The sequence below is a fragment of the Kitasatospora sp. NPDC032150 genome, assembly GCF_055579945.1.
In genome coordinates this window covers 120,164-137,896 of sequence record NZ_JBVIMH010000005.1, presented here as the reverse complement: position 1 = coordinate 137,896, position 17,733 = coordinate 120,164, and the positions used below count along the sequence as shown (strand labels likewise).

13 protein-coding genes are annotated in these 17,733 nt (G+C 74.2%); 5 read left to right on the top strand and 8 right to left on the bottom strand.

Translation table 11 applies throughout. The features are described 5' to 3' along the window. Positions 1-122 precede the first annotated feature (122 nt). The 5 genes from ACZ5ON_RS08675 to ACZ5ON_RS08655 all read right to left on the bottom strand — a co-directional run bounded on the left by ACZ5ON_RS08675 (position 123) and on the right by ACZ5ON_RS08655 (position 6,356). Positions 123-1,811: an enoyl-CoA hydratase-related protein gene (locus ACZ5ON_RS08675; protein WP_465587543.1), complete on the bottom strand. Its 1,689-nt coding sequence runs from the start codon at positions 1,809-1,811 to the stop codon at positions 123-125. 241 nt (positions 1,812-2,052) lie between these two features. After that, a complete protein-coding gene (locus tag ACZ5ON_RS08670; protein WP_465587541.1) occupies positions 2,053-2,418 on the bottom strand; it encodes a hypothetical protein in 366 nt (121 codons plus the stop codon). 371 nt (positions 2,419-2,789) lie between these two features. After that, positions 2,790-4,319, bottom strand: a complete 1,530-nt coding sequence (locus ACZ5ON_RS08665; RefSeq protein ID WP_465587538.1) for an SDR family oxidoreductase — start codon at positions 4,317-4,319, stop codon at positions 2,790-2,792. Between the two features lie 327 nt (positions 4,320-4,646). After that, positions 4,647-5,438, bottom strand: a complete 792-nt coding sequence (locus tag ACZ5ON_RS08660) for a crotonase/enoyl-CoA hydratase family protein (protein ID WP_465587533.1) — start codon at positions 5,436-5,438, stop codon at positions 4,647-4,649. Between the two features lie 114 nt (positions 5,439-5,552). Continuing rightward, positions 5,553-6,356: a hypothetical protein gene (locus ACZ5ON_RS08655; protein WP_465587530.1), complete on the bottom strand. Its 804-nt coding sequence runs from the start codon at positions 6,354-6,356 to the stop codon at positions 5,553-5,555. A 582-nt stretch (positions 6,357-6,938) separates the two neighbouring features. Between ACZ5ON_RS08655 and ACZ5ON_RS08650 the strand changes: the two genes are divergently transcribed. The 3 genes from ACZ5ON_RS08650 to ACZ5ON_RS08640 all read left to right on the top strand — a co-directional run bounded on the left by ACZ5ON_RS08650 (position 6,939) and on the right by ACZ5ON_RS08640 (position 9,104). Then, positions 6,939-7,244, top strand: coding sequence for a cupin domain-containing protein (locus ACZ5ON_RS08650; protein ID WP_465587527.1), 306 nt, complete (start codon positions 6,939-6,941; stop codon positions 7,242-7,244). A gap of 162 nt (positions 7,245-7,406) precedes the next feature. Further along, a complete protein-coding gene (locus tag ACZ5ON_RS08645; RefSeq protein ID WP_465587524.1) occupies positions 7,407-8,219 on the top strand; it encodes a class I SAM-dependent methyltransferase in 813 nt (270 codons plus the stop codon). Between the two features lie 120 nt (positions 8,220-8,339). Next, a complete protein-coding gene (locus tag ACZ5ON_RS08640; protein ID WP_465587522.1) occupies positions 8,340-9,104 on the top strand; it encodes an SDR family NAD(P)-dependent oxidoreductase in 765 nt (254 codons plus the stop codon). Between the two features lie 208 nt (positions 9,105-9,312). Here the strand turns inward: ACZ5ON_RS08640 and ACZ5ON_RS08635 are convergent, their stop codons facing one another. Beyond that, positions 9,313-10,863: a S53 family peptidase gene (locus ACZ5ON_RS08635; RefSeq protein WP_465587519.1), complete on the bottom strand. Its 1,551-nt coding sequence runs from the start codon at positions 10,861-10,863 to the stop codon at positions 9,313-9,315. A 462-nt stretch (positions 10,864-11,325) separates the two neighbouring features. Here ACZ5ON_RS08635 and ACZ5ON_RS08630 point away from each other — a divergent pair, with 462 nt between their 5' ends. Beyond that, entirely contained in the window at positions 11,326-11,757 is a 432-nt protein-coding gene (locus ACZ5ON_RS08630) for a hypothetical protein (RefSeq protein ID WP_465587516.1), read from the top strand. 359 nt (positions 11,758-12,116) lie between these two features. Then, on the top strand, positions 12,117-12,959 hold the full coding sequence (locus ACZ5ON_RS08625) for a polysaccharide lyase family 7 protein (RefSeq protein WP_465587513.1): 843 nt from the start codon (positions 12,117-12,119) through the stop codon (positions 12,957-12,959). Between the two features lie 134 nt (positions 12,960-13,093). On the opposite strand, the gene ACZ5ON_RS08620 is transcribed toward ACZ5ON_RS08625, so the two are convergent. Next, positions 13,094-15,931 (bottom strand): condensation domain-containing protein, encoded by a 2,838-nt coding sequence (locus ACZ5ON_RS08620; protein ID WP_465587510.1) that lies wholly within the window; start codon positions 15,929-15,931, stop codon positions 13,094-13,096. Next, positions 15,928-17,727, bottom strand: a complete 1,800-nt coding sequence (locus ACZ5ON_RS08615; protein WP_465587508.1) for an amino acid adenylation domain-containing protein — start codon at positions 17,725-17,727, stop codon at positions 15,928-15,930. The genes ACZ5ON_RS08620 and ACZ5ON_RS08615 overlap by 4 nt, the downstream gene beginning before the upstream one ends. Between the last annotated feature and the right edge of the window lie 6 nt (positions 17,728-17,733).

Here is a 17,733-nt window from a genome sequence, read left to right as displayed (position 1 = left end):
ACGGGATGAGCCCGGCATAACGGACCCATTGACTTACTAGCAGCTGATCCGCCGGTACGAGCGTTGGGCGGGCCGAACCGGTGACGGCCGCCCGCGCGCCCCGCTGCGTCCGAACGGGTGAGTCAGCGCAGCTGCGGCGGTGCACCCGAGACCGGCTGCTTGCGGACGAAGGCCGAGCGCAGCGTGTGGTACGACTCGCCGGGCGCGAAGAAGTTCCGGTGCATCCGCTCCAGCTCCGCCGCCCGGTAGGCCGCCAGTGGCCGCTGCGCCTCGTCGTGCTCCCGGGCGGCCTTCTTGGCGGCGATCCGCTCCTGCAGACGCCCCGAAACGGCCAGCGAGGCGGCGAGGCGGCCGACGGCGGCGCCGAAGTCCCCCGGCGTGCTCGGGACCACCCGGTCCACCAGGTCCAGCCGCAGAGCCGCCTCGGCGGTCACCGGCAGCGCCTGCTCGGTGAGCCGGCGGGCGGCGGCCTCGCCGACCCGGCGCGGCAGGGTGTACGTCCAGTACTCCGACCCGTACAGGCCCATCAGGCGGTAGTGCGGGTTGAGCAGCACGCCGGCGCGGCACCAGACCTCGTCCGTCGCCAGGGCCAGCATCACGCCGCCCGCCGCCGCGTTGCCGCCGAGCGCGGCCACCACCAGGCGGTCGGTGGTGGTCAGCACGGCCGCCACCAGGTCGTCGATGGCGTTGATGTTCCGCCAGGACTCCTCGGCGGGGTCGGCGGCGGCCTCGATCACGTTCAGATGGATGCCGTTGGAGAAGAAGTCCCGCCCGCCGCCCAGCACCAGTACCGAGGTCGGACGGTCGCAGGCAGAACGGTACGCGTCCAGTAGGCGGCGGCAGTGCGAGGTGCTCATCGCCCCACCGGGGAAGGAGAAGCGCAGGAAGCCGACCGGGCCCTGCTCCCGGTAGTCGAGGTCGGTCCAGGTCCGGCGGCCGGGCGGCAGGGTGGGCGGGGCCGGTACCTCCGGCAGCCGGGGGAGGAGGTCGCCCAGTGCCAGGACGGCCGGGAGCTTGAAGGTCGCCGGGCCGCCGGGGCGCCGGCGCGGCCGGAGTTCGGGGATCCACACCGCGCCGTCCACCGTAGCCCGGCAGACCGCCCCGGCCCGGGTGGCCAGCAGCTCACCCGGCACCCCGCGCAGCCCGTCCTCCGGGTGACCGCCGTGCAGATGCCATTCGCCGCCGAGCAGTTCATCCAGCACCCCGGGCTGCGAGTCCGCCGCCCGCAGCTTGCGGACCACGGTGGCGGTCGGGTCCGCCGCCCAGTCGACGCGGCGCAGGGGCTGTTCGAAGTAGGGGCGGGTGTGGTCGGGTACCCGCCAGCCCCGGCCGTACTGCGGCTGCGGGACGAACGTGCCGGAGGCGAAGCGCTCCACGGCGAGCAGTACCGCCTCCAGCGCGGCGTCGGCCACCTCGTTGCGGTACAGGTCGCTCTTGCCCACCGGCGGCACCGCGAAGCGGGCGCTCGCCCAGACCGGGCCGCCGTCCATCACCTCGTCCGCTTGGAGCACCGTCACGCCCCAGTGCTCCGCGCCCTCGTGGATCGCCCAGTCCAGCGCGGAGGGCCCCCGGTCGCCGGGCGGACCCGGGTGGACCACCAAGCAGGTGTGGGCGGACCAGACGTCGGGAGGGATGACGGACTTCAGCATCGGGGCCAGCAGCAGGTCCGGGGCGTGCGCGCGGACGGCCGCGCGCAGCTCCTCCGGCCCGGGCCCCAGGTGGACCGCCATGGTGTGCCCGCGCTCGCGCAGCTCGGCGAAGACGCGCTGGCTGAGACTGTTGAACGCGCTCGCGACGAGCAGAATCCGCATCCCGACCTCCGGCGTGGCCCGACCTCTAGGGATCGTGAACCACGGCACCGCACGCGCGTCCGAGCCCCGGCGGCGAGGTCACCCGATCGGCGGGGACCGGGACGGCCCGCGAGCGGCGCGTCGGCGGAGGCGGTGCGACCGGTGTCGACCGGCTGGATCGACGAACCCGACCGGATTTGACCGATTCGGGCTTGGCTGGGACGACGGCTGCCCGGCCCGGTGGGACCGGGCAGCCCGGGGGTCAGGAGACGCGCTTGAGCTGCCAGGCGTTGTTGTTGAGGCTGGGCACGGGCGAGTAGCGACAGCCGCTGCTGTAGAAGGTGCTCACCTGGACCCAGCCGGCCGGCTGGTAGGTCGAGGCGCAGGCGTTCACCACGGTGCCGACCGGGAGGCCGGTGAGCTGCTTGATCTGCTTCATGTTCGGTGAGGTGGTCGAACCGCAGCCGGCGCTGGTCCACCACTGGACGTCGACGAAGCCGCTCGGGGTGAGCGTGCTCGCGCAGACGTTGGTGACATCGCCGGGGGCGGCCTGGGCGGGGGATATGGTCAGAGCGAACGCGGCGGTGGCGAAACCGACGGCCAGCAGGCCGGCCCGAAGACGCGTCATGGGAGGTCACTTCCTCTCGGAGTGCGAACTACTGTTTGCCTATGCATTACTAACGTTTCATCGGCGGCAATGGCAGTGGCTTTCCGGCATATTTCGAGACCACAGAGGCCGAAAAGCGCCTTTGCGCAGGATGCCGGACCGGGGTGCGCTGCGGGTAGCGGTCCGTGATGCCGGGTGAGGTTCGCAGATGCGCACTTGATCGGGCGTGACGCTTCGCACGGTCGGCGGCCCGTTTGTGGCCGGCATGTCTCCAGGCGGTGCAAAGGCGGTGAAGGCGGCGCTTCCGGCGGCCGGAGCGGTGGCGGTGCATCGCGCGCGGGCAGGACGGGACCGTCGGGGCCTGCTGGGGTACTGCGGTCTCGCCGCCGTCCTCAGCGAGGGTGCGACCGGTCGGACGGCGGCTCCGTCCGGGCCGTGTCGCAAGCGCGGCGGGCGATGTTGCGGGCCATGCCTCCGAAGACGGCCGCGTGGAACGGGGCGACCGCCCACCAGTAGGCGTGGCCGGCCAGGCCGTGCGGGTGGAACAGGGCCCGTTGGCGGTAGCGGGCGCCGCCGTCGCCGTACGGGCTGACGGACAGCTCCAGCCAGGCCAGGCCGGGCAGTCGCATTTCCGCGCGCAGCCGCAGGAGCCGGCCCGGCTCGATCTCCTCCACCCGCCAGAAGTCCAGTGAGTCGCCCACCCGGAGCCGGTCCGGGTCGCGGCGGCCGCGCCGCAGGCCGACCCCGCCGACCAGCCGGTCCAGCAGGCCGCGTGCGGCCCAGCCGAGCGGGAAGGAGTACCAGCCGTTCTCGCCGCCGATGCCCTCGACCACCCGCCACAGCGCCTCCGGGGAGGCGGCGACCGGTCGCTCCCGGACGTCCTGGTACAGGCTGCCGCCTGCCCAGTCGGGGTCGGTGGGCAGCGGGTCGCTGGGAGCGCCGGGCAGGGACGCGGAGGACCAGCGGGTGGCCACCTCGGCGTCCCTGATCCGCTTGAGCGCGAGCCGGACGGACTCGTCGAAGCCGATCGGGGCGCCCGGCGGGTCGGGCAGGTACCGGGCGAGGTCGTGCTCGGTGCAGACCACCTCGTGCCGCAGTGACTCCACCAGCGGCCGGGCCAGCGAGCCCGGTACCGGCGTCACCAGGCCCACCCAGTAGCTGGACAGCCGGGGAGTGAGCACCGGAACCGGGATGATCACCCGGCGGCGCAGCCCGGCCACCCGGGCGTACCGGTCCATCATCTGGCGGTAGGTCAGGATCTCGGGCCCGCCGATGTCGAACGTCCGGTTGACGCCCCCCGGCAGCCGGGCGGCGCCGGTCAGCAGGCGCAGTACGTCCCGTACCGCGATCGGCTGGATCCGGGTGTTCACCCAGCTCGGGGTGACCATCACCGGGAGCCGCTCGGTCAGGTAGCGGAGCATCTCGAAGGAGGCCGAGCCCGAACCGATGATCACCGCCGCCCGCAGTTCGGCGGTCGGCACCCCGCTCTCCCGCAGGATCCGGCCGACTTCGGCACGGGAGCGCAGGTGCGGTGAGAGCCGTTCGGCGGGCATGTCGGAGGGCCCGAGGCCGCCGAGATAGACGATCCGCCGTACCCCGGCCCGCGCGGCCGCCGCGCCGAACGCCTGGGCCGCCACGCGGTCGCGGGCCTCGAATCCCGGACCGGTGCCGATCGAGTGGACCAGGTAGTAGGCGAAGTCCACGCCTTCGAAGGCGCCGGCCAGGGTGTCCGGGCGGGTGACATCCCCGGTGGCGGTCTCGACCTGGGCCCGCCAGGGGTGGTCGCGCAGCCGGCCGGGGTCGCGGACCAGGCAGCGCACGGTGTACCCGACGGCCAGCAGTTCGGGCACCAGCCGCCCGCCGACGTAGCCGGTGGCGCCGGTGACCAGGCAACGCAGGGGAGTGGGTGTCGGTTCGGGCATCGGGGGCTCCCGGGTCTCGCCGGCTGATCACCGATACCTTTACCGGACCAGCGGCCGGCCCGCATGCGGCTCGATCAGCCCGGGGACCGGTGGGTGGCGTGTGATCGTGAGGTCAGTCCGGTGCGGGTGGGGGAGGAGGTCCGGGCGCCGGGCGGGTGGTGGCCAGGGACCCGGCGGCGCAGGCGTGCCGCAGGGCGGTCGTGGGCGGGGTGTGGGCGACGAGGGTGAGGGTGAGGGCGGCGGAGCGCGCGGTAGCCGGTTCACGCCGGATACGGACGGCCCCGACGCGGCCGAGGGGTGCCCGTCCGGAGGTGTCGGGGAGGGGGCTCAGTCGCGGTGGTGCTCGAAGGAGCCGTGGCGCCCGGCTCCCGCAGCGAAGCGGGCCGCTCCGGCAGTGGTGTCGGCGGCCAGCGAGACCAGGCCGTGCTGCCATTCGTTGGCGATGGCCGCGGCCTCGGTGAGGCCGTCCTGTTCGAGCAGGGACAGGCGGTCGTGGCGCAGGCAGGTCTGGGGGAAGCGGGCTAGCTCGGCGGCCAGTGCCTCGGCAGCGGCGCGCTCCTCGCCGACGGGGACGATGCGATCGGCCAGGCCGATCCGGCGGGCCTCGGCGGCGTCGACCGGGCGGCCGGTGAGGATCAGGTCCATGGCCCGGCCGGTGCCGATCAGTCGGGGCAGCCGTACCGTGCCGCCGTCGATCAGGGGTACGCCCCAGCGGCGGCAGAACACCCCGAACACCGCGTCCTCGGCCGCGACCCGGAGGTCGCACCAGAGGGCGAGCTCCAGGCCCCCGGCGACGGCGTGTCCCGCGATGGCCGCGATCACCGGCTTGCTCAGGCGCATCCTGGTCGGGCCCATCGGCCCGGGGCCGTCGGCGGAGAGGCGGTTGGCGCGCTCCGTGCCGACGGCCTTGAGGTCCGCTCCGGCGCAGAAGGTTCCGCCCTCGCCCCACAGCACCGCGACCGAGGCGGTGTCATCGACCTCGAAGTCCTCGAAGGCGGCGGTCAGCAGCTCCGCGGTGGCGCCGTCCACCGCGTTGCGTGCGGCGGGCCGGGACAGGATCACCGTCCGGACCTGGCCCGTCTGCTCGACCCTGACCGCCGACTCGGACTCGGTTGTCACCGTGCGCGCTCCTCTCTCCGGGGACCTGACGGAACGGCAGCGGCCGTCCACGGCCGCCATCTTGCCGTCCGGACCGGCGTGCGGGACAGAGGACAGTCGCACCCCGGGAGGCGTTCAGCGGGCCAGGTGGTCGCGCGGGCCCATGACGATCGACGGGCGGGCGGCCGGATCGAGCGCCTTGAGCAGTGTCACCAGCTCGGGCTGGGCCAGGCTGACACAGCCGTGGGTGGGGCCGCCGTGGTCCACATGCAGCCATATGCCGCCGCCGCGTGAACTCCCCATCGGCTGCCGGGAGTCCAGCGGGCTCCGGCCCGGCACCCGGTTGTAGTTGATGGCGACGACGTAGTCGAAGGATCCGGCCAGGTCCTCGCCCTCGAAGCCGTCGCCGTCGATGACGAAGGAGTCGGAGCGGTAGTACGGCAGGGCGGTTCCGGGGTTGGACAGTCGGCCGCCGGCGTCGGTGAGGGTGAAGACGCCGATCGGGCTGTGCAGATCGCCCCGGTGGTGGTCCTCGGTCCAGCCGTCGCGGGCGTTGTGGCCGGGCCACGGTCCGCCCGCCGGGGTCCAGCGGCCGGCGGAGTCGGCGTTCCACAGCCGGACGCTGGTGACCGGGGAGTCCGCGGCCTCGCCGGTCGCCACCACGGCCTGCCGGGTGCCCGGCGGGATCAGGCCGAGCGTCTGCGGTCCGAGACCCGCGATGGTGATCGGAGCAGGGTCACCGGTCGGCGTGGATCGGGCAGCCGGCGAGGCGCTGGGGGCGGGAGCGGTGGGCTGCGGCAGGGCTGCCGCACGGTTCGCGCTGGGGTCGGAGCCGGACCTGGACGTCGCGCAGCCGGTGGCGGTGGCCAAGCCGGCGACGGCGAACAGGCCGAGGAGCGCACGGCGGCGGGAAGGTCGGGAAGGGCGGTCGGCAGACAAGGCGGTACTTCCTCGATGAGCGGCTGGGGAATCGTGGTGGTGCGGTGACCGGTGGCCATCCGTCGGAGGCCGTTGCGGTGGGTTCGGTGGAACCGAGTGCGGCGGCGGTCCGGCGAAGGGCGGTGTCGTGCGGTGCGGAGAGACGGAGCGTGGACGTCTGACCTCACGTTGCTGTAAGGAAGTTGACGGATCTCGCGCAGTGCGCCGGACGTACGCCCCGGGTTGCCCGGTGGTCATCCGGCCAGGCTTCGGGCACTCGGGACGGGGCGGTCCGCGGCAGGCCCTCGGCCGCGAGCCAGGCCGTGTGCGGGGGGCGTGGCCCGCCTGCGGCCGGGTGCCCCTCGAACCCCGTCCAACTGCCCGTCATCTCGTCCTCGTGCGTACCGGTACCGACTTCCCGACCGTTCCACGCAGGAGAACCCGGAACGGGTTCGGACTGATTGCCCGATGTGATCGACGTCATACCGGATGTGCGGCCGGTGTGAGAACGCCCGAAGGCTTTACCGAACGGTCGACCAACGGGCGGCCCCGGCTGCCTAGGGTCGGGTGGTCGACCAGGCCGAGAGGAAACAGGGGTGTGCCATGCGCACGATCGATCTGCCCGCCGTCGCCGCCGAGTTGCCCTCGGCGTGGAGCTCGCGCTCGCTGGGGCAGGTGGGGAACGCGACCGTGAAGGTGCTGCGGATGAGCGAGCTGTCGCTGGAACCGGAGCGGCACGCGGACGCCGAGGCGCTGCTGGTGTTGGCCGGCCGGCTCGAACTGGAGGTGGAGCAGATCGCGGTGTCGGTGGGCGCCGGAGAGCTGTACCTGGTGCCGGCGGGTGCGCTGCACGCGGTCCGCCCCGGGAGCTCGGGGACGCTGGTGATCCTTGAACGGGAGGGCAGTTGAGCGATTCCCTCCCGGGCAGGTCGGGGCTCGTGTCGCCGGGGTGGTCGTGGCCTCGCCGGCCACGGTGAGCCCAGCCCGCCGGCGGGCCTTCCCCGGGGCCGCGAAGAGCTGACCGCCGGGGCCGCCGAGGGGCGCCGGCGCGGCGTGCGACAGGATGGCGGTATGACAAGCGATGGCAGGACGGCGGAATCCGGGTACCTCCTCGACAACCGGCAGCGTGAGGCGGGCCGGCGGTTCGATGCGCTGGCCGAACTCTTCGACGGCTGGACCTTCGACCACCTGGACCGGATCGGGCTGACCGAGGGGTGGCGCTGCTGGGAGGTCGGCGCCGGCGGCCCCGGTGTCCCGGCCGGGCTCGCCCGGCGGGTCGGGCCGGCCGGGCGGGTGCTGGCCACCGACCTCGACACCTCCTGGCTGTCGGAACCGCTCCCTTCGCAGGTCGAGGTGGTCAGGCACGACGTGGTCCGGGACGCACCGCCCGCCGGGCCGTTCGACCTGGTGCACGCCCGTCTGGTGCTGGTGCACCTCGCCGACCGGGCGGAGGTGCTGCGGCGGCTGGTCGGAGCGCTGCGTCCTGGCGGCTGGCTGGTGATCGAGGACGCCGACCCGGCACTCCAGCCGCTCGCCTGCCCGGACCAGCGCGGTCCGGCCGAAGAACTGGCCAACCGGATCCGGACGGCCTTCCGCACCCTGCTCGCCCAGCGCGGCGTGGACCTCGGCTACGGCCGCACCCTGCCCAGGGTGCTGCGGGAGGCGGGCCTGGTGGACGTGCAGGCGGAGGGCTACTTCCCGGTCACCTCGCCGGTCGGCCGGGAACTGGAGGCGGCGACGGTCCGCCAGATCCGCGGCCAACTGATCGAGCAGTGCCTCGTCGAGAAGCACGAGATCGACACCCATCTGGCCAACCTGCAGGGGGACGGGCTGGACGTCACCACCGCCCCGCTGATCACCGCGTGGGGCCGTCGACCGGTCTGACGGCCAAGGGGCTCCCTGTGTGGGCCGGCCGCGCGATCCGGCCCCGCATCGGTCGGCCGGCGGAGCGGGACGTTAGGCTGCTGACGAATATCACGCAGTGGACGGGCCATAGGGGGGACCGTGCTGGCACGGCTTGCGGTGGTGTCGGGTGGCGGTACGGGCATCGGCAAGGCCATCGCCCGGGAGCTCGCGGCGGACGGCTGCCGGGTCGTCATCATCGGTCGGCGGGCGGAGGTGCTGGAGCGCACCCGGGAGGAGATCGACCGGGCGGTCGGAGCGGCGAGGGTCGTGCCGGTGAAGGCCGATCTGACGGACTCTCGCCAGGTCTCGGCGGCGGCCGAATCGATAGCGGAGCTGGGCCCGGTCGACGTCCTGGTGAACAACGCCGGTGCGGTGATCACCGACCCTGCGGACGACTCGTTGGCCGCACTGGCCGACGCCTGGCGGCGGGACATAGACACCAACTTGCTGACGGCGGTGCTGCTGACCACTGCCCTGCTGGACCGGCTGCGCCGTCCCGACGGCCGGCTGATCGTGATCAGTTCGGCGGCGGCCCAGCGCGGCGGTGCCGGACCGCACTCGGCGGGCTCGTACGCGGCAGCGAAGGCGGCCCTGCACGGCTGGGCCTTCGGCCTCGCGCGCCAGCTCGGCCCCGACGGGATCACGGTGAACGTGCTCGCGCCCGGCTACGTCGCCGACACCGAGATCTTCGGTGAGCGGTGGACCCCCGAGTTCCATGCCGCGAAGGTGGCCGACACCCTGGTGGGCCGGGCCGGCACCCCCGATGACGTCGCTGCGGCCGTCCGCTACCTGGCCTCCCCTGCGGCGGGCTACCTCACCGGGCAGGTCATCGGCCTCAACGGCGGTGCGGTGCTGGGGCGCTAGCGCTGCGTACCGGTCGGTTGGGGTGCGGGCACCTGGGGCCGGAGTCGCGAAGGGCGGGCGCGCACGGCGGCGGCAGGCCGCCCGCCGCTCGTACGGATGCGCACCCCGCGAGCCGTCAGGAGACCTGCCGCCGGTGCCCGGCCGGAGGATCACCCGGCCGGGCACCCAGGACCGGCCGTCAGGCGACCGGTCCGGTACGGCGACGGCGTCAGCGCAGTGCGTCCAGCAGTGCGGTGCCGTCGGGTACGCCCCAGCCGGTGACGGCGTCGTACCCGGCCAGGACCGGGTAGCCCACCGCCGGCGGATGAGAGCCGTTGTCGTGGCCGACCTTGATGTCCTGGCAGGCGGTCTGTCCGAGCCGCTGGCCGTTGGTGCCGTGCTGGTAGAGCAGCGGGGTCAGGAAGCGCTGGCGCTTGCCGTCCGGCAGCAGGGCGTTGACGCGGGCGATGAGGGCCGCCCACAGGGGGGTGGAGGCGCTGGTGCCGCCGTTGGGCGAGGGCTGGCCCACGAGCGTCAGATCGTAGAGCGGCGAACCGGCCAGCGCGGCGACATCCGGTACCACCCGCCCGTCCCTGCTGTGCTTGTTCAGGGACTTCACCTGCACGTCCTGCCAGTCAGGCCGGTCGAAGAGGATGCTGACACCGCCACCGCTCGCCCCGCCGCCCTTCCTGGTCCGGTGACCGGGCGACTCCCACCAGGCCTGCTCCTCGCCGGATCCGTTGATCATGGTGCCGCCCACACTGAGCACGGACGGACTGGCCGCGGGGAAGTCGACGTGGAAGGCGCCGTCCGCGACCTGGTCGCCGGCTCCGTCGTCACCGGAGGCGACGCAGACGGTGATGCCCAGGGCCGCCGCGGCCTGGAGCCGCTTGTCGATCTCGGTGAGCGCGGCCTGCGACCAGTCGGGGGCGTCCTCGGCGAGGCCCCAGCTGACCGACAGCGTCACCGGCTTGTCCTGGATGGTCTGGTCGAGCAGGTCGATCCAGCCCTTCTGGTCGAACGGTGCGAAGTAGAGCGAGATCGTCGCCCTCGGACAGAGCCCGGCGACGATCTGCACGTCCATCATGACTTCGGGAGTGGCTTCGGAGGCGTCGAGCTGCTCCTGGGGCGGCAGCTGCCGGAGTTCCTCGATGGAGAGCGGAGGGGTGTAGCCCAGGGGCACCACGGCGACCTGTGCCGTCTGCACCCCGTGCTGCGTGCAGAAGGCGTGCAGGTCGTCGGCGAAGTAGCCGCCGCCGAACTCGGCGATGCCGATCTTCTGGCCCTGTCCGTCGCCCTGCGGGAACTTGTAGCGCTTCTCGAGGTCGGCCGGCGTGAGGGATCCCATGGCCCCGGACCCGGGAGCTGCTGCGCGCCGGGCCACCCGCCGCTGGTCGAGCCCGAAGACACCGGTCACGATGCCCTCCAGCTCGGCCGGAATCCTCACCGCGCCCTCGCGGCCGCGGAACTCCCCCTGCTCGGTGCTGTGGTAGATCCCCAGGTTCGCCTGGAAGGCGGCGTTCATGGCCGCCACCGGGCCGCTCACCTCGATGCTGCCCGGCTCCAGCTTGGTTCTGTCGACCTTGAGGCCGTAGCGCTCCAGGACGGTCTTCGTCTTCTCGGCGTCCGCCCGCCGCTGATCCATGTCGGCACCGGTCGCCGGTCCACGCAGGGAGAGGGTCACCGAGACCGGCGCCTGGGCGTCGGCATCCCGTACGCGTGTCGCGTCGCCCTTGGCGGGCCGCTTGCTTCCTTCCAGCAGTGTGTGCTGCTCGGACATTCGAATCCCCTTCGGATGGATGTGGCCGGTGCGGGAGTACTGGGAGATCTCCTCCGGAGCCGCCGGGGCGGTTGCGCCGAGGGCGTTCCCGACGGGTGGCCGGAACCTGCAGGTTGTATCCGAACGATGGCAAGATCACGCGTCGCCGGGAGTCCCAGTCGCCCGGATGGGCCAGGGGCGCGCCGGAGCGGTGGCGCTGCTTCCGGTGTGCGAACGGCCGGAGCTGTCCCGTCGGGCTCGGTGTGCGTACGGTCGGCCCGGATGGGGGCCGGGGCGGCTGCGGCTGCTTCGACGGCCGTCCGATCGGCGGCCCGCGGCCCCGCTCTATCGGCGATCGTACGGAGGATCCGGCGTCCCGTGAGGGAATTGCCAGCGGCGAGTGACCAAACGTTACCGACCGGTCATCCGGAGTTAAGCCGGCGGGGGACCGCCGAAGGGGAGGCGGCTGCGAGGCTACCGGCCATGGAGAGCGAATCGCTGAACGCCGAAGACCACGCGTCGGTGCATCGGGCCGTACGGGAGCTGTCCGCTCGCTACCCGCACGTTCTGACGCTGAGCGCTCGGCTGGGGGCGTGGGCGGACCTCGTCGTGGACGTCGAGGAGGGCCTGGATGCCGTGTGGGCCTGGGACTTCGAGCAGGACGTCGTGGACCGCGACTGGCTCCATGACGCCTGGCCGATCCTGACCGAGCGGGTCCGCCGACTCTGTCAGCCCGAGCTCGACGCCCTGGACGACCGGTTCCGGGCCGCCACGGCGCCGATCGGCTCGCCGGGTGCGCCGGAGGGGGCGGCGGAGGAGCGGTGGTGGCAGTCCCGGTACCCGCTGCGGGTGACGGGCGACCCGCTGGTCCGGCTGCCACCGACCTGGTCGCCGGCCCCCACGTACGTCGGGTGACGCCGGGCAGGCTTCGGTGATCATCTCCGGGGGCCGTGCGGACGGCCCGGGAGCGGTGCGGGCGGATCGGAGCGGGGCGGGCGATGGCGGCGTTCAGAGTGACGTGTTCGCGACAGTAGGGCTGGGTAGGCATGCGGGACCGCCGGCCCGAGGCGACGTCCTCGGGTGACGCGGGCGGGTGCTGGACGGCTGAGGAGGTCATGGCGGAACTGCGGGCTCTCACGGACAACCAGGTTTGCCGCCGAGGCGGTTGGCCGGCGTGTGGTACGTGGGGACGGTTCGCCGGCGGTTTCCGCAGCTCTCCGTGCCGGTGTCCGGCGCTCGGCTCCGATGCTCCTCCGTACCGAAGGGAACGCCTGATGCCGTCCGACCACTTCCCAGACCCGAAGCCGTCCACGAGCGCCGGCCGGGCCGCTCGCCGCGCGTCCAGCAGGCTGCGGACGGCCGGTGCGCTAGTCCTCGTCGGAGCGCTCGCGGTGTGTGCCACCTCCGCCGCCGCCGCGAGCGCGGGCGAGCCGGGCGAGCGATCGGCGGGAGCAGCCGCGGCGGTCCCGCTGGACGGCTGGGACCTGATCCTGCCGGTCGACGCAGCCGGCGGGACCTCGGGCAACCATGCCGCGATCCTGCACCCCGCAGCTCTCACGTCCCCCTACCTGACGAGGGAGCCGGACGGCAGCCTCAACTTCTGGGCGCCGTCGGTCGGTGCGACCACGGCCTCGTCGCGGCACCCGCGCACCGAGTTGGTCGGGCGCGACAGCTGGACCGTCGGGACGCGGAAGCGGATGCTCGCCGCGACCGTCCGGGTCGGCCAGGTGCCCGGTTCCACCCATGACGTGATCGTCGGCCAGATCCACGGGGCGGGCGAGGACGACTCGGTCCCGCTGGCGATGCTGCACTACGACGACGGCGTCGTCCGGGTCACCGTCAAGGACGCCGCCGACCGGTCCACCGTCCACCAACTGCTCACCGGGGTCGGGCTCGACACCGCCTTCAGCTACACGCTCGCCGACAACGGCAACGGCACACTCACCTTCACCGCCCGGGTGGGCGCGGGGAACGCGGTCAGGAAGACCGTCCCCGTGCCCGCGGCCTACCGGGGCATGCGGGTCAGGTTCGCGGCCGGCGACTACGAGCAGGCGAGCGAGGCGCTGCCGTACGGGGACGGCGGCCGGGTGGTCGTGAGCAGGCTGGCGGCCGGATAGTGCGTCGGGGGCCGCGGCTGCGGGGGAGTCACGGGACGTCCCCGCAGCCGCAGCCCCTTCGGACTGGCGCGTGGCCTCGGAACGGACCGGAACCACGCGTCGGCTCCGGAATCGGAATCCGGACGGCCGGAGCGCTAGCGGACCATCAGGGCCAGCACGCTCCGCCAGTCCTCGCCCGGCTCGGCGCGGAGCAGCTCCGCCAGTGCGTCGGCGCGGTACCGCCAGGGGCGCAGCAGTTCGGCGTCGGCCTCGGGGTCGGGGTGTGAGCGCAGCTCGACGGCGCTGGAGGAGCCGATCAACCGGGCCAGTTCCCCGGCCAGTTCGGCCCAGGAGACATGTCCGGAGACGGCATTGACCACCTGTCCGTCCGCCCGGCCGGTGCCGTCGGCGCAGCCGACCACCGCCCGGGCCAGGGCGGCGGAGTGGACCCAGCAGGCGCCGTACCAGGAGGCCCCGTACACCGCGGGGTCGGGAAGCAGCAACGGCCGTCCGGCCTGCGCGGCCTGGAAGAGCGCCCCGGTCGAACCCCAGCGCAGCTGGTCGCGCAGCCGTCGGTGCGGACCCCAGACGATCGGGGAGCGGACCACCGAAGCGGCGCCGCGCCCCTGCGTACCGGCGGTCTCCAGAAGGATCTGCTCGCAGTCCAACTTGCCCTGACCGTAAGGGGATACGGGCAGCTCGGCCGGTACCCCCTCGGCGACCTCGACACCGGCCGGACGGCCGTAGGCGTCGATGCTGCTGACGAAGACGAAGCTGCCGCCCCGCCAGGAGTCCACCATGGCGCGCATAGCCGCGACGTCCACCTCGGGCGAGGTGAAGGTGCAGGCCGCGTGGATGACCGCGTCGACCCCCGTCACCGCGGCTCGCAGGCTGTCGAGGTCGGCGAGGTCGCCCTCCACCACCTCGACCCCGTCCAGCGCCACCAGGTGCGCCGACTCCGGCCTGGCCAGCGCGCGCACCGGGCGGCCCTGCGCCAGCAGCTCCTGCAGCAGGGCGGCGCCGACGCCGCCCGTCCCGCCGGTGAGCAGCACCGTGCCCTCGCGGACCGCGCCGCGCGCCGGGCGTCCCGGCTGCCGGGCCGCGGCCGCGCGCCGGTCGGCCTCCCGCACGTCGAGCAGGGCCGCCACGGCACGCGGGGTGCGCTGCTCCAGGATGTCCAGACCGGTGAGCGGCAGGCCGGTCCGCCCACGCAGCCGCTCGGCGAGCTGGACGGCGACCAGGGAGTGACCGCCCAGCACGAAGAAGTCGGCCTCGGGGTCGGGGCGGGAGCCGAGCAGCTCGCCGAAGGCGGTGCGGACGGTCTCCAGCCTGCCCGGTCCGGCCGGGGTGCCGCTGGCGCCCGGAAGGCGCCCGGGGTCGATCGTGCCGTCGACCCGGCGGGGCAGCGCGTCCAGCAGGGTGACGGCGGCCGGGACGTCTCGGGCCGCCAGTCGGGAGCGCAGCCGCATCCGCAGCTCGGTTCCGCCGGGCGCACCGGCTCCGGAGACCACCGCGTACGCCAGCGGGGGCAGGCCGTCGCGCTCCACCACCAGTGCCTCGGCGACCCGGGGTTCGGCGAGCAGCGCGGTCTCGGCCGGATGGACCGGGGTGAGCAGCGGTTCTCCGGGCAGCAGCGCGAGCCGCCGGCCGCCGTCCTCGGCCACCGCCACGAGCAGCGCGCCGAACGCGGTGAGCAGTTGCCGCGCGGCCGGCTCGCCGAGCACATCGGTGTCGTACTGCACCAGGCAGCGCGGCTGCGGGCCCTCCTCGACGAACAGCCCGAGGTCGAACTTGGCCAGCCCGAGGTCGACCTCCAGCGCCTCGGCCGCCAGGCCGGGCAGCCGCAGCGGGTCCGGCGGCCGGACCACGTCGCAGGTGACCGAGAGCAGCGCGGTGCCGTCCGCGCTCCGGGCCGCCGCGCCCAGGCGCTCGACCACCAGATCGAACGGGACCTGGTGGTGCTGCTGCGCGGTGAGCAGCGCGGTGCGGACCCGGTCGAGCACCTCGGTGAAGGCCGGGTCGCCGCCGAGGTCGGTCCGCACCGGCAGGGTGTTGACGCACAGGCCGATCAAGCGGCGCAGCTCGGGCCGCGAGCGGTGGCCGCTGACGCAGCCCAGGGTGAGGTCGCTCTGGCCGGTGGCGCGGTGCAGGGTGGCGAAGGCCGCCGCCAGCACCACGGCGAACAGGGTGGCGCCCTGCTCACGACCGAGCCGGCGCAGCCCGGCCAGGGCCTCGGCGGGCAGCGGCTCGGTGTGCAGTCCCGCGGTCCGCGTCCGCGGCCCGCCGTGGGCGCGGCGGGGTAGCGGCACCGGGCGTGCTCCGGCCAGGCGGTCGGCCCAGACGTCCACCTCGGTGGCGAGCGAGTCCGCGCGGGAGTGCTCCCAGCGGGCGAAGTCGGCGTACTGGAGCGGGGGTTCGGGTAGCTCGGCGGGTTTCCGGTCGAGTGCCGCCGAGTACAGTGCGGCGAGTTCGGCGGTGAGGGCGGGCAGTGAGCCGCCGTCCACGGCGATGTGGTGCAGGGTGAGGAGCAGGGTGTGGTCGTCCGGGGCGTGCCGTAGGGCCAGGGCGCGCAGCACCGGACCGGTGGCCAGGTCGAAGGGGCGGCCCGCCTCGGTGTTCAGCAGGGCGGGGGCCTCCTCCGGCGTGGCCGGTACCACGGGGACGGGCACCGGCGCGGTGGGCAGCGGCTCCTGGTACGGCTCGTCGCCGTGCTGTCCGTAGCGGGTGCGCAGGATCTGGTGACGGTCAGTCAGGGCGGTGAGCGCGTCGGCGAGCGCCCCGAGGTCGAGCGGGCCGTGCAACCGGGTGGACAGCGGGACGTTGTAGAGCGCGCCGCCCTGGCCGAGGCGGTCCATCAGCCACATCCGCCGCTGGGCGTGCGAGAGCGGCGCGGGGCCGCTCATGCCGCGGGGGATGGCCTCGGGGCGGGTGCCGCCCGCCCGCTGCCTGGCCAGTCGTAGCAGGTCGGCCTGGGCCTGGTCGGTGTGGGTCATCGGGTGCCCTCCGGGCGAGGGTCGGCGTGGGCGGCGAGCAGGGCACGTTCGACCAGTGCCGCCTGGTCGGCCACGGTGGGGTGGGCGAAGAACTCGGCCAGCGTCAGCTCCACGCCCAGGTCCTCGCGGAGGTCGTCGACCACCCACATGGCCATCAGCGAGTGCCCGCCCTCGCCGAGGAAGTCGGCGTCCGGCCGGGAGACCGGGCGGCCGAGCGAGCGGGACCAGGCCTCGGCGACGGCCTGCTGCAGCGGGGTCAGCTCGGCGGCCGGGGCCTGGTCACCGGCGGCCGGCCCGGTCTCGGCCAGGGCACGGCGGTCGATCTTGCCGGCGCCGGTGAGCGGCAGGGCGTCCAGGAAGATCCAGGCGGTGGGGACCAGATGCTCGGGAAGCCGGTCCGCCAGCCGGGCGCGCAGGCCGTCCGCGGTCGGCAGCCGGCCCTCGGCGGGGACCACGCAGGCGGTGAGCGCGCTGTCCGGCTGCCCGGCCCCGCGTACCACGACCGCCGCCTGCGCGACCTCGGGGAGCAGCCGCAGGGCGTGCTCGACCTCGCCCGGCTCGATCCGGAAGCCGCGTACCTTGACCTGGTCGTCGGCCCGTCCGTGGAAGTCCAGGACGCCGTCGGGGCGGGCGGAGGCCAGATCGCCGCTGCGGTACATCGGGCCATGGCCGGGGATCTCCCGGAACCGGTCCGCGGTCAGCTCGGGCTGCCCCCGGTAGCCCAGCGCGAGCCGGGCGCCGCCGATCCACAACTCGCCCTGTGTGCCCGGGAGTACGGGCCGCAGCCGGTCGTCCAGCACGGCGGTGGTGGCGCCGCCGAACGGCCGTCCGATCGGCAGTCGGTCGGCGCAGTCGGCGGGGCTGACCCGGTGCAGGGTGGTGAAGGTGGTGGCCTCGGTCGGCCCGTAGCCGTTCACCAGCCGCAGCCACGGGAAGGCCCGCAGCACGGCGGCGGCGTGCTGTGCGGACATCGCCTCGCCGCCGGCGACCAGGGTGCGCAGTACGCCGAAGATCCGGGACTGCCGGGCGGCCAGCTGGTGGAAGAGCGCGGTGGTCAGGAAGGCCGTGGTGACGCCGAACCGTTCGATGTCACGGGCCAGTTCCTCGGCGGTCGGCCGCTCGGCGGGGGAGACCATCACGGCGGCGCCGCGCGCCAGCGGCGCCCAGATCTCGAAGGTCGAGGCGTCGAAGCTGGTGGAGGAGTGGAACAGCACCCGGTCGTCCGGGCCCAGCGCGATCCCGTCCGCTGCCGTCACCAGGTCGATGATCGCGCGGTGCGGGATCTCCACGCCCTTGGGGCGGCCGGTGGAGCCGGAGGTGTACATCACCAGGGCGATCGCCCCAGGGTCGTCCAGGGCGGGGTGCGGCGGGGTGACGGCGGTCTCGTCCCGGAGTCCGGTGTCCGGGAGCTCCAGGGCCAGGGTGTGCTCGTCGGGCAGTCCGGCCCCGGCCAGCAGGGCCTTGTCGCCGAGCGTGAGGCGGACCCCGGCGTCCTCCAGCATCGCGGCGGTGCGCGGGCGCGGATACGCCGGGTCGAGCGGCACGGCGTGCGCGCCCGCCCACCAGACGGCGAGCTGGGCCACGACCAGGCGGGTGGAGCGGGCGGCGAGCAGGCCGATGGCGCTGCCGGGGCCCACCCCGTGCGCACCGAGATCGGCGGAGAGTTGGCCTGCGGCGAGGACGAGTTGACGGTACGTCAGGACAGTCGTGCCGTCGGAGACGGCCAGTGCGTCCGGGTGCAGCTCGGCGTGCCGGGCGATCAGGCCGGGGACGCCGCCGGGTACGGGGGAGGTCAAGGTGGT

What these genes read in the sequence shown, in the direction of transcription:
- ACZ5ON_RS08675 (WP_465587543.1), bottom strand. Translation starts at nt 1,811, where the DNA reads ATGCGGATTCTGCTCGTCGCGAGCGCGTTCAACAGTCTCAGCCAGCGC.
- ACZ5ON_RS08670 (WP_465587541.1), bottom strand. Translation starts at nt 2,418, where the DNA reads ATGACGCGTCTTCGGGCCGGCCTGCTGGCCGTCGGTTTCGCCACCGCC.
- ACZ5ON_RS08665 (WP_465587538.1), bottom strand. Translation starts at nt 4,319, where the DNA reads ATGCCCGAACCGACACCCACTCCCCTGCGTTGCCTGGTCACCGGCGCC.
- ACZ5ON_RS08650 (WP_465587527.1), top strand. Translation starts at nt 6,939, where the DNA reads ATGCGCACGATCGATCTGCCCGCCGTCGCCGCCGAGTTGCCCTCGGCG.
- ACZ5ON_RS08645 (WP_465587524.1), top strand. Translation starts at nt 7,407, where the DNA reads ATGACAAGCGATGGCAGGACGGCGGAATCCGGGTACCTCCTCGACAAC.
- ACZ5ON_RS08635 (WP_465587519.1), bottom strand. Translation starts at nt 10,863, where the DNA reads ATGTCCGAGCAGCACACACTGCTGGAAGGAAGCAAGCGGCCCGCCAAG.
- ACZ5ON_RS08630 (WP_465587516.1), top strand. Translation starts at nt 11,326, where the DNA reads ATGGAGAGCGAATCGCTGAACGCCGAAGACCACGCGTCGGTGCATCGG.
- ACZ5ON_RS08625 (WP_465587513.1), top strand. Translation starts at nt 12,117, where the DNA reads ATGCCGTCCGACCACTTCCCAGACCCGAAGCCGTCCACGAGCGCCGGC.
- ACZ5ON_RS08620 (WP_465587510.1), bottom strand. Translation starts at nt 15,931, where the DNA reads ATGACCCACACCGACCAGGCCCAGGCCGACCTGCTACGACTGGCCAGG.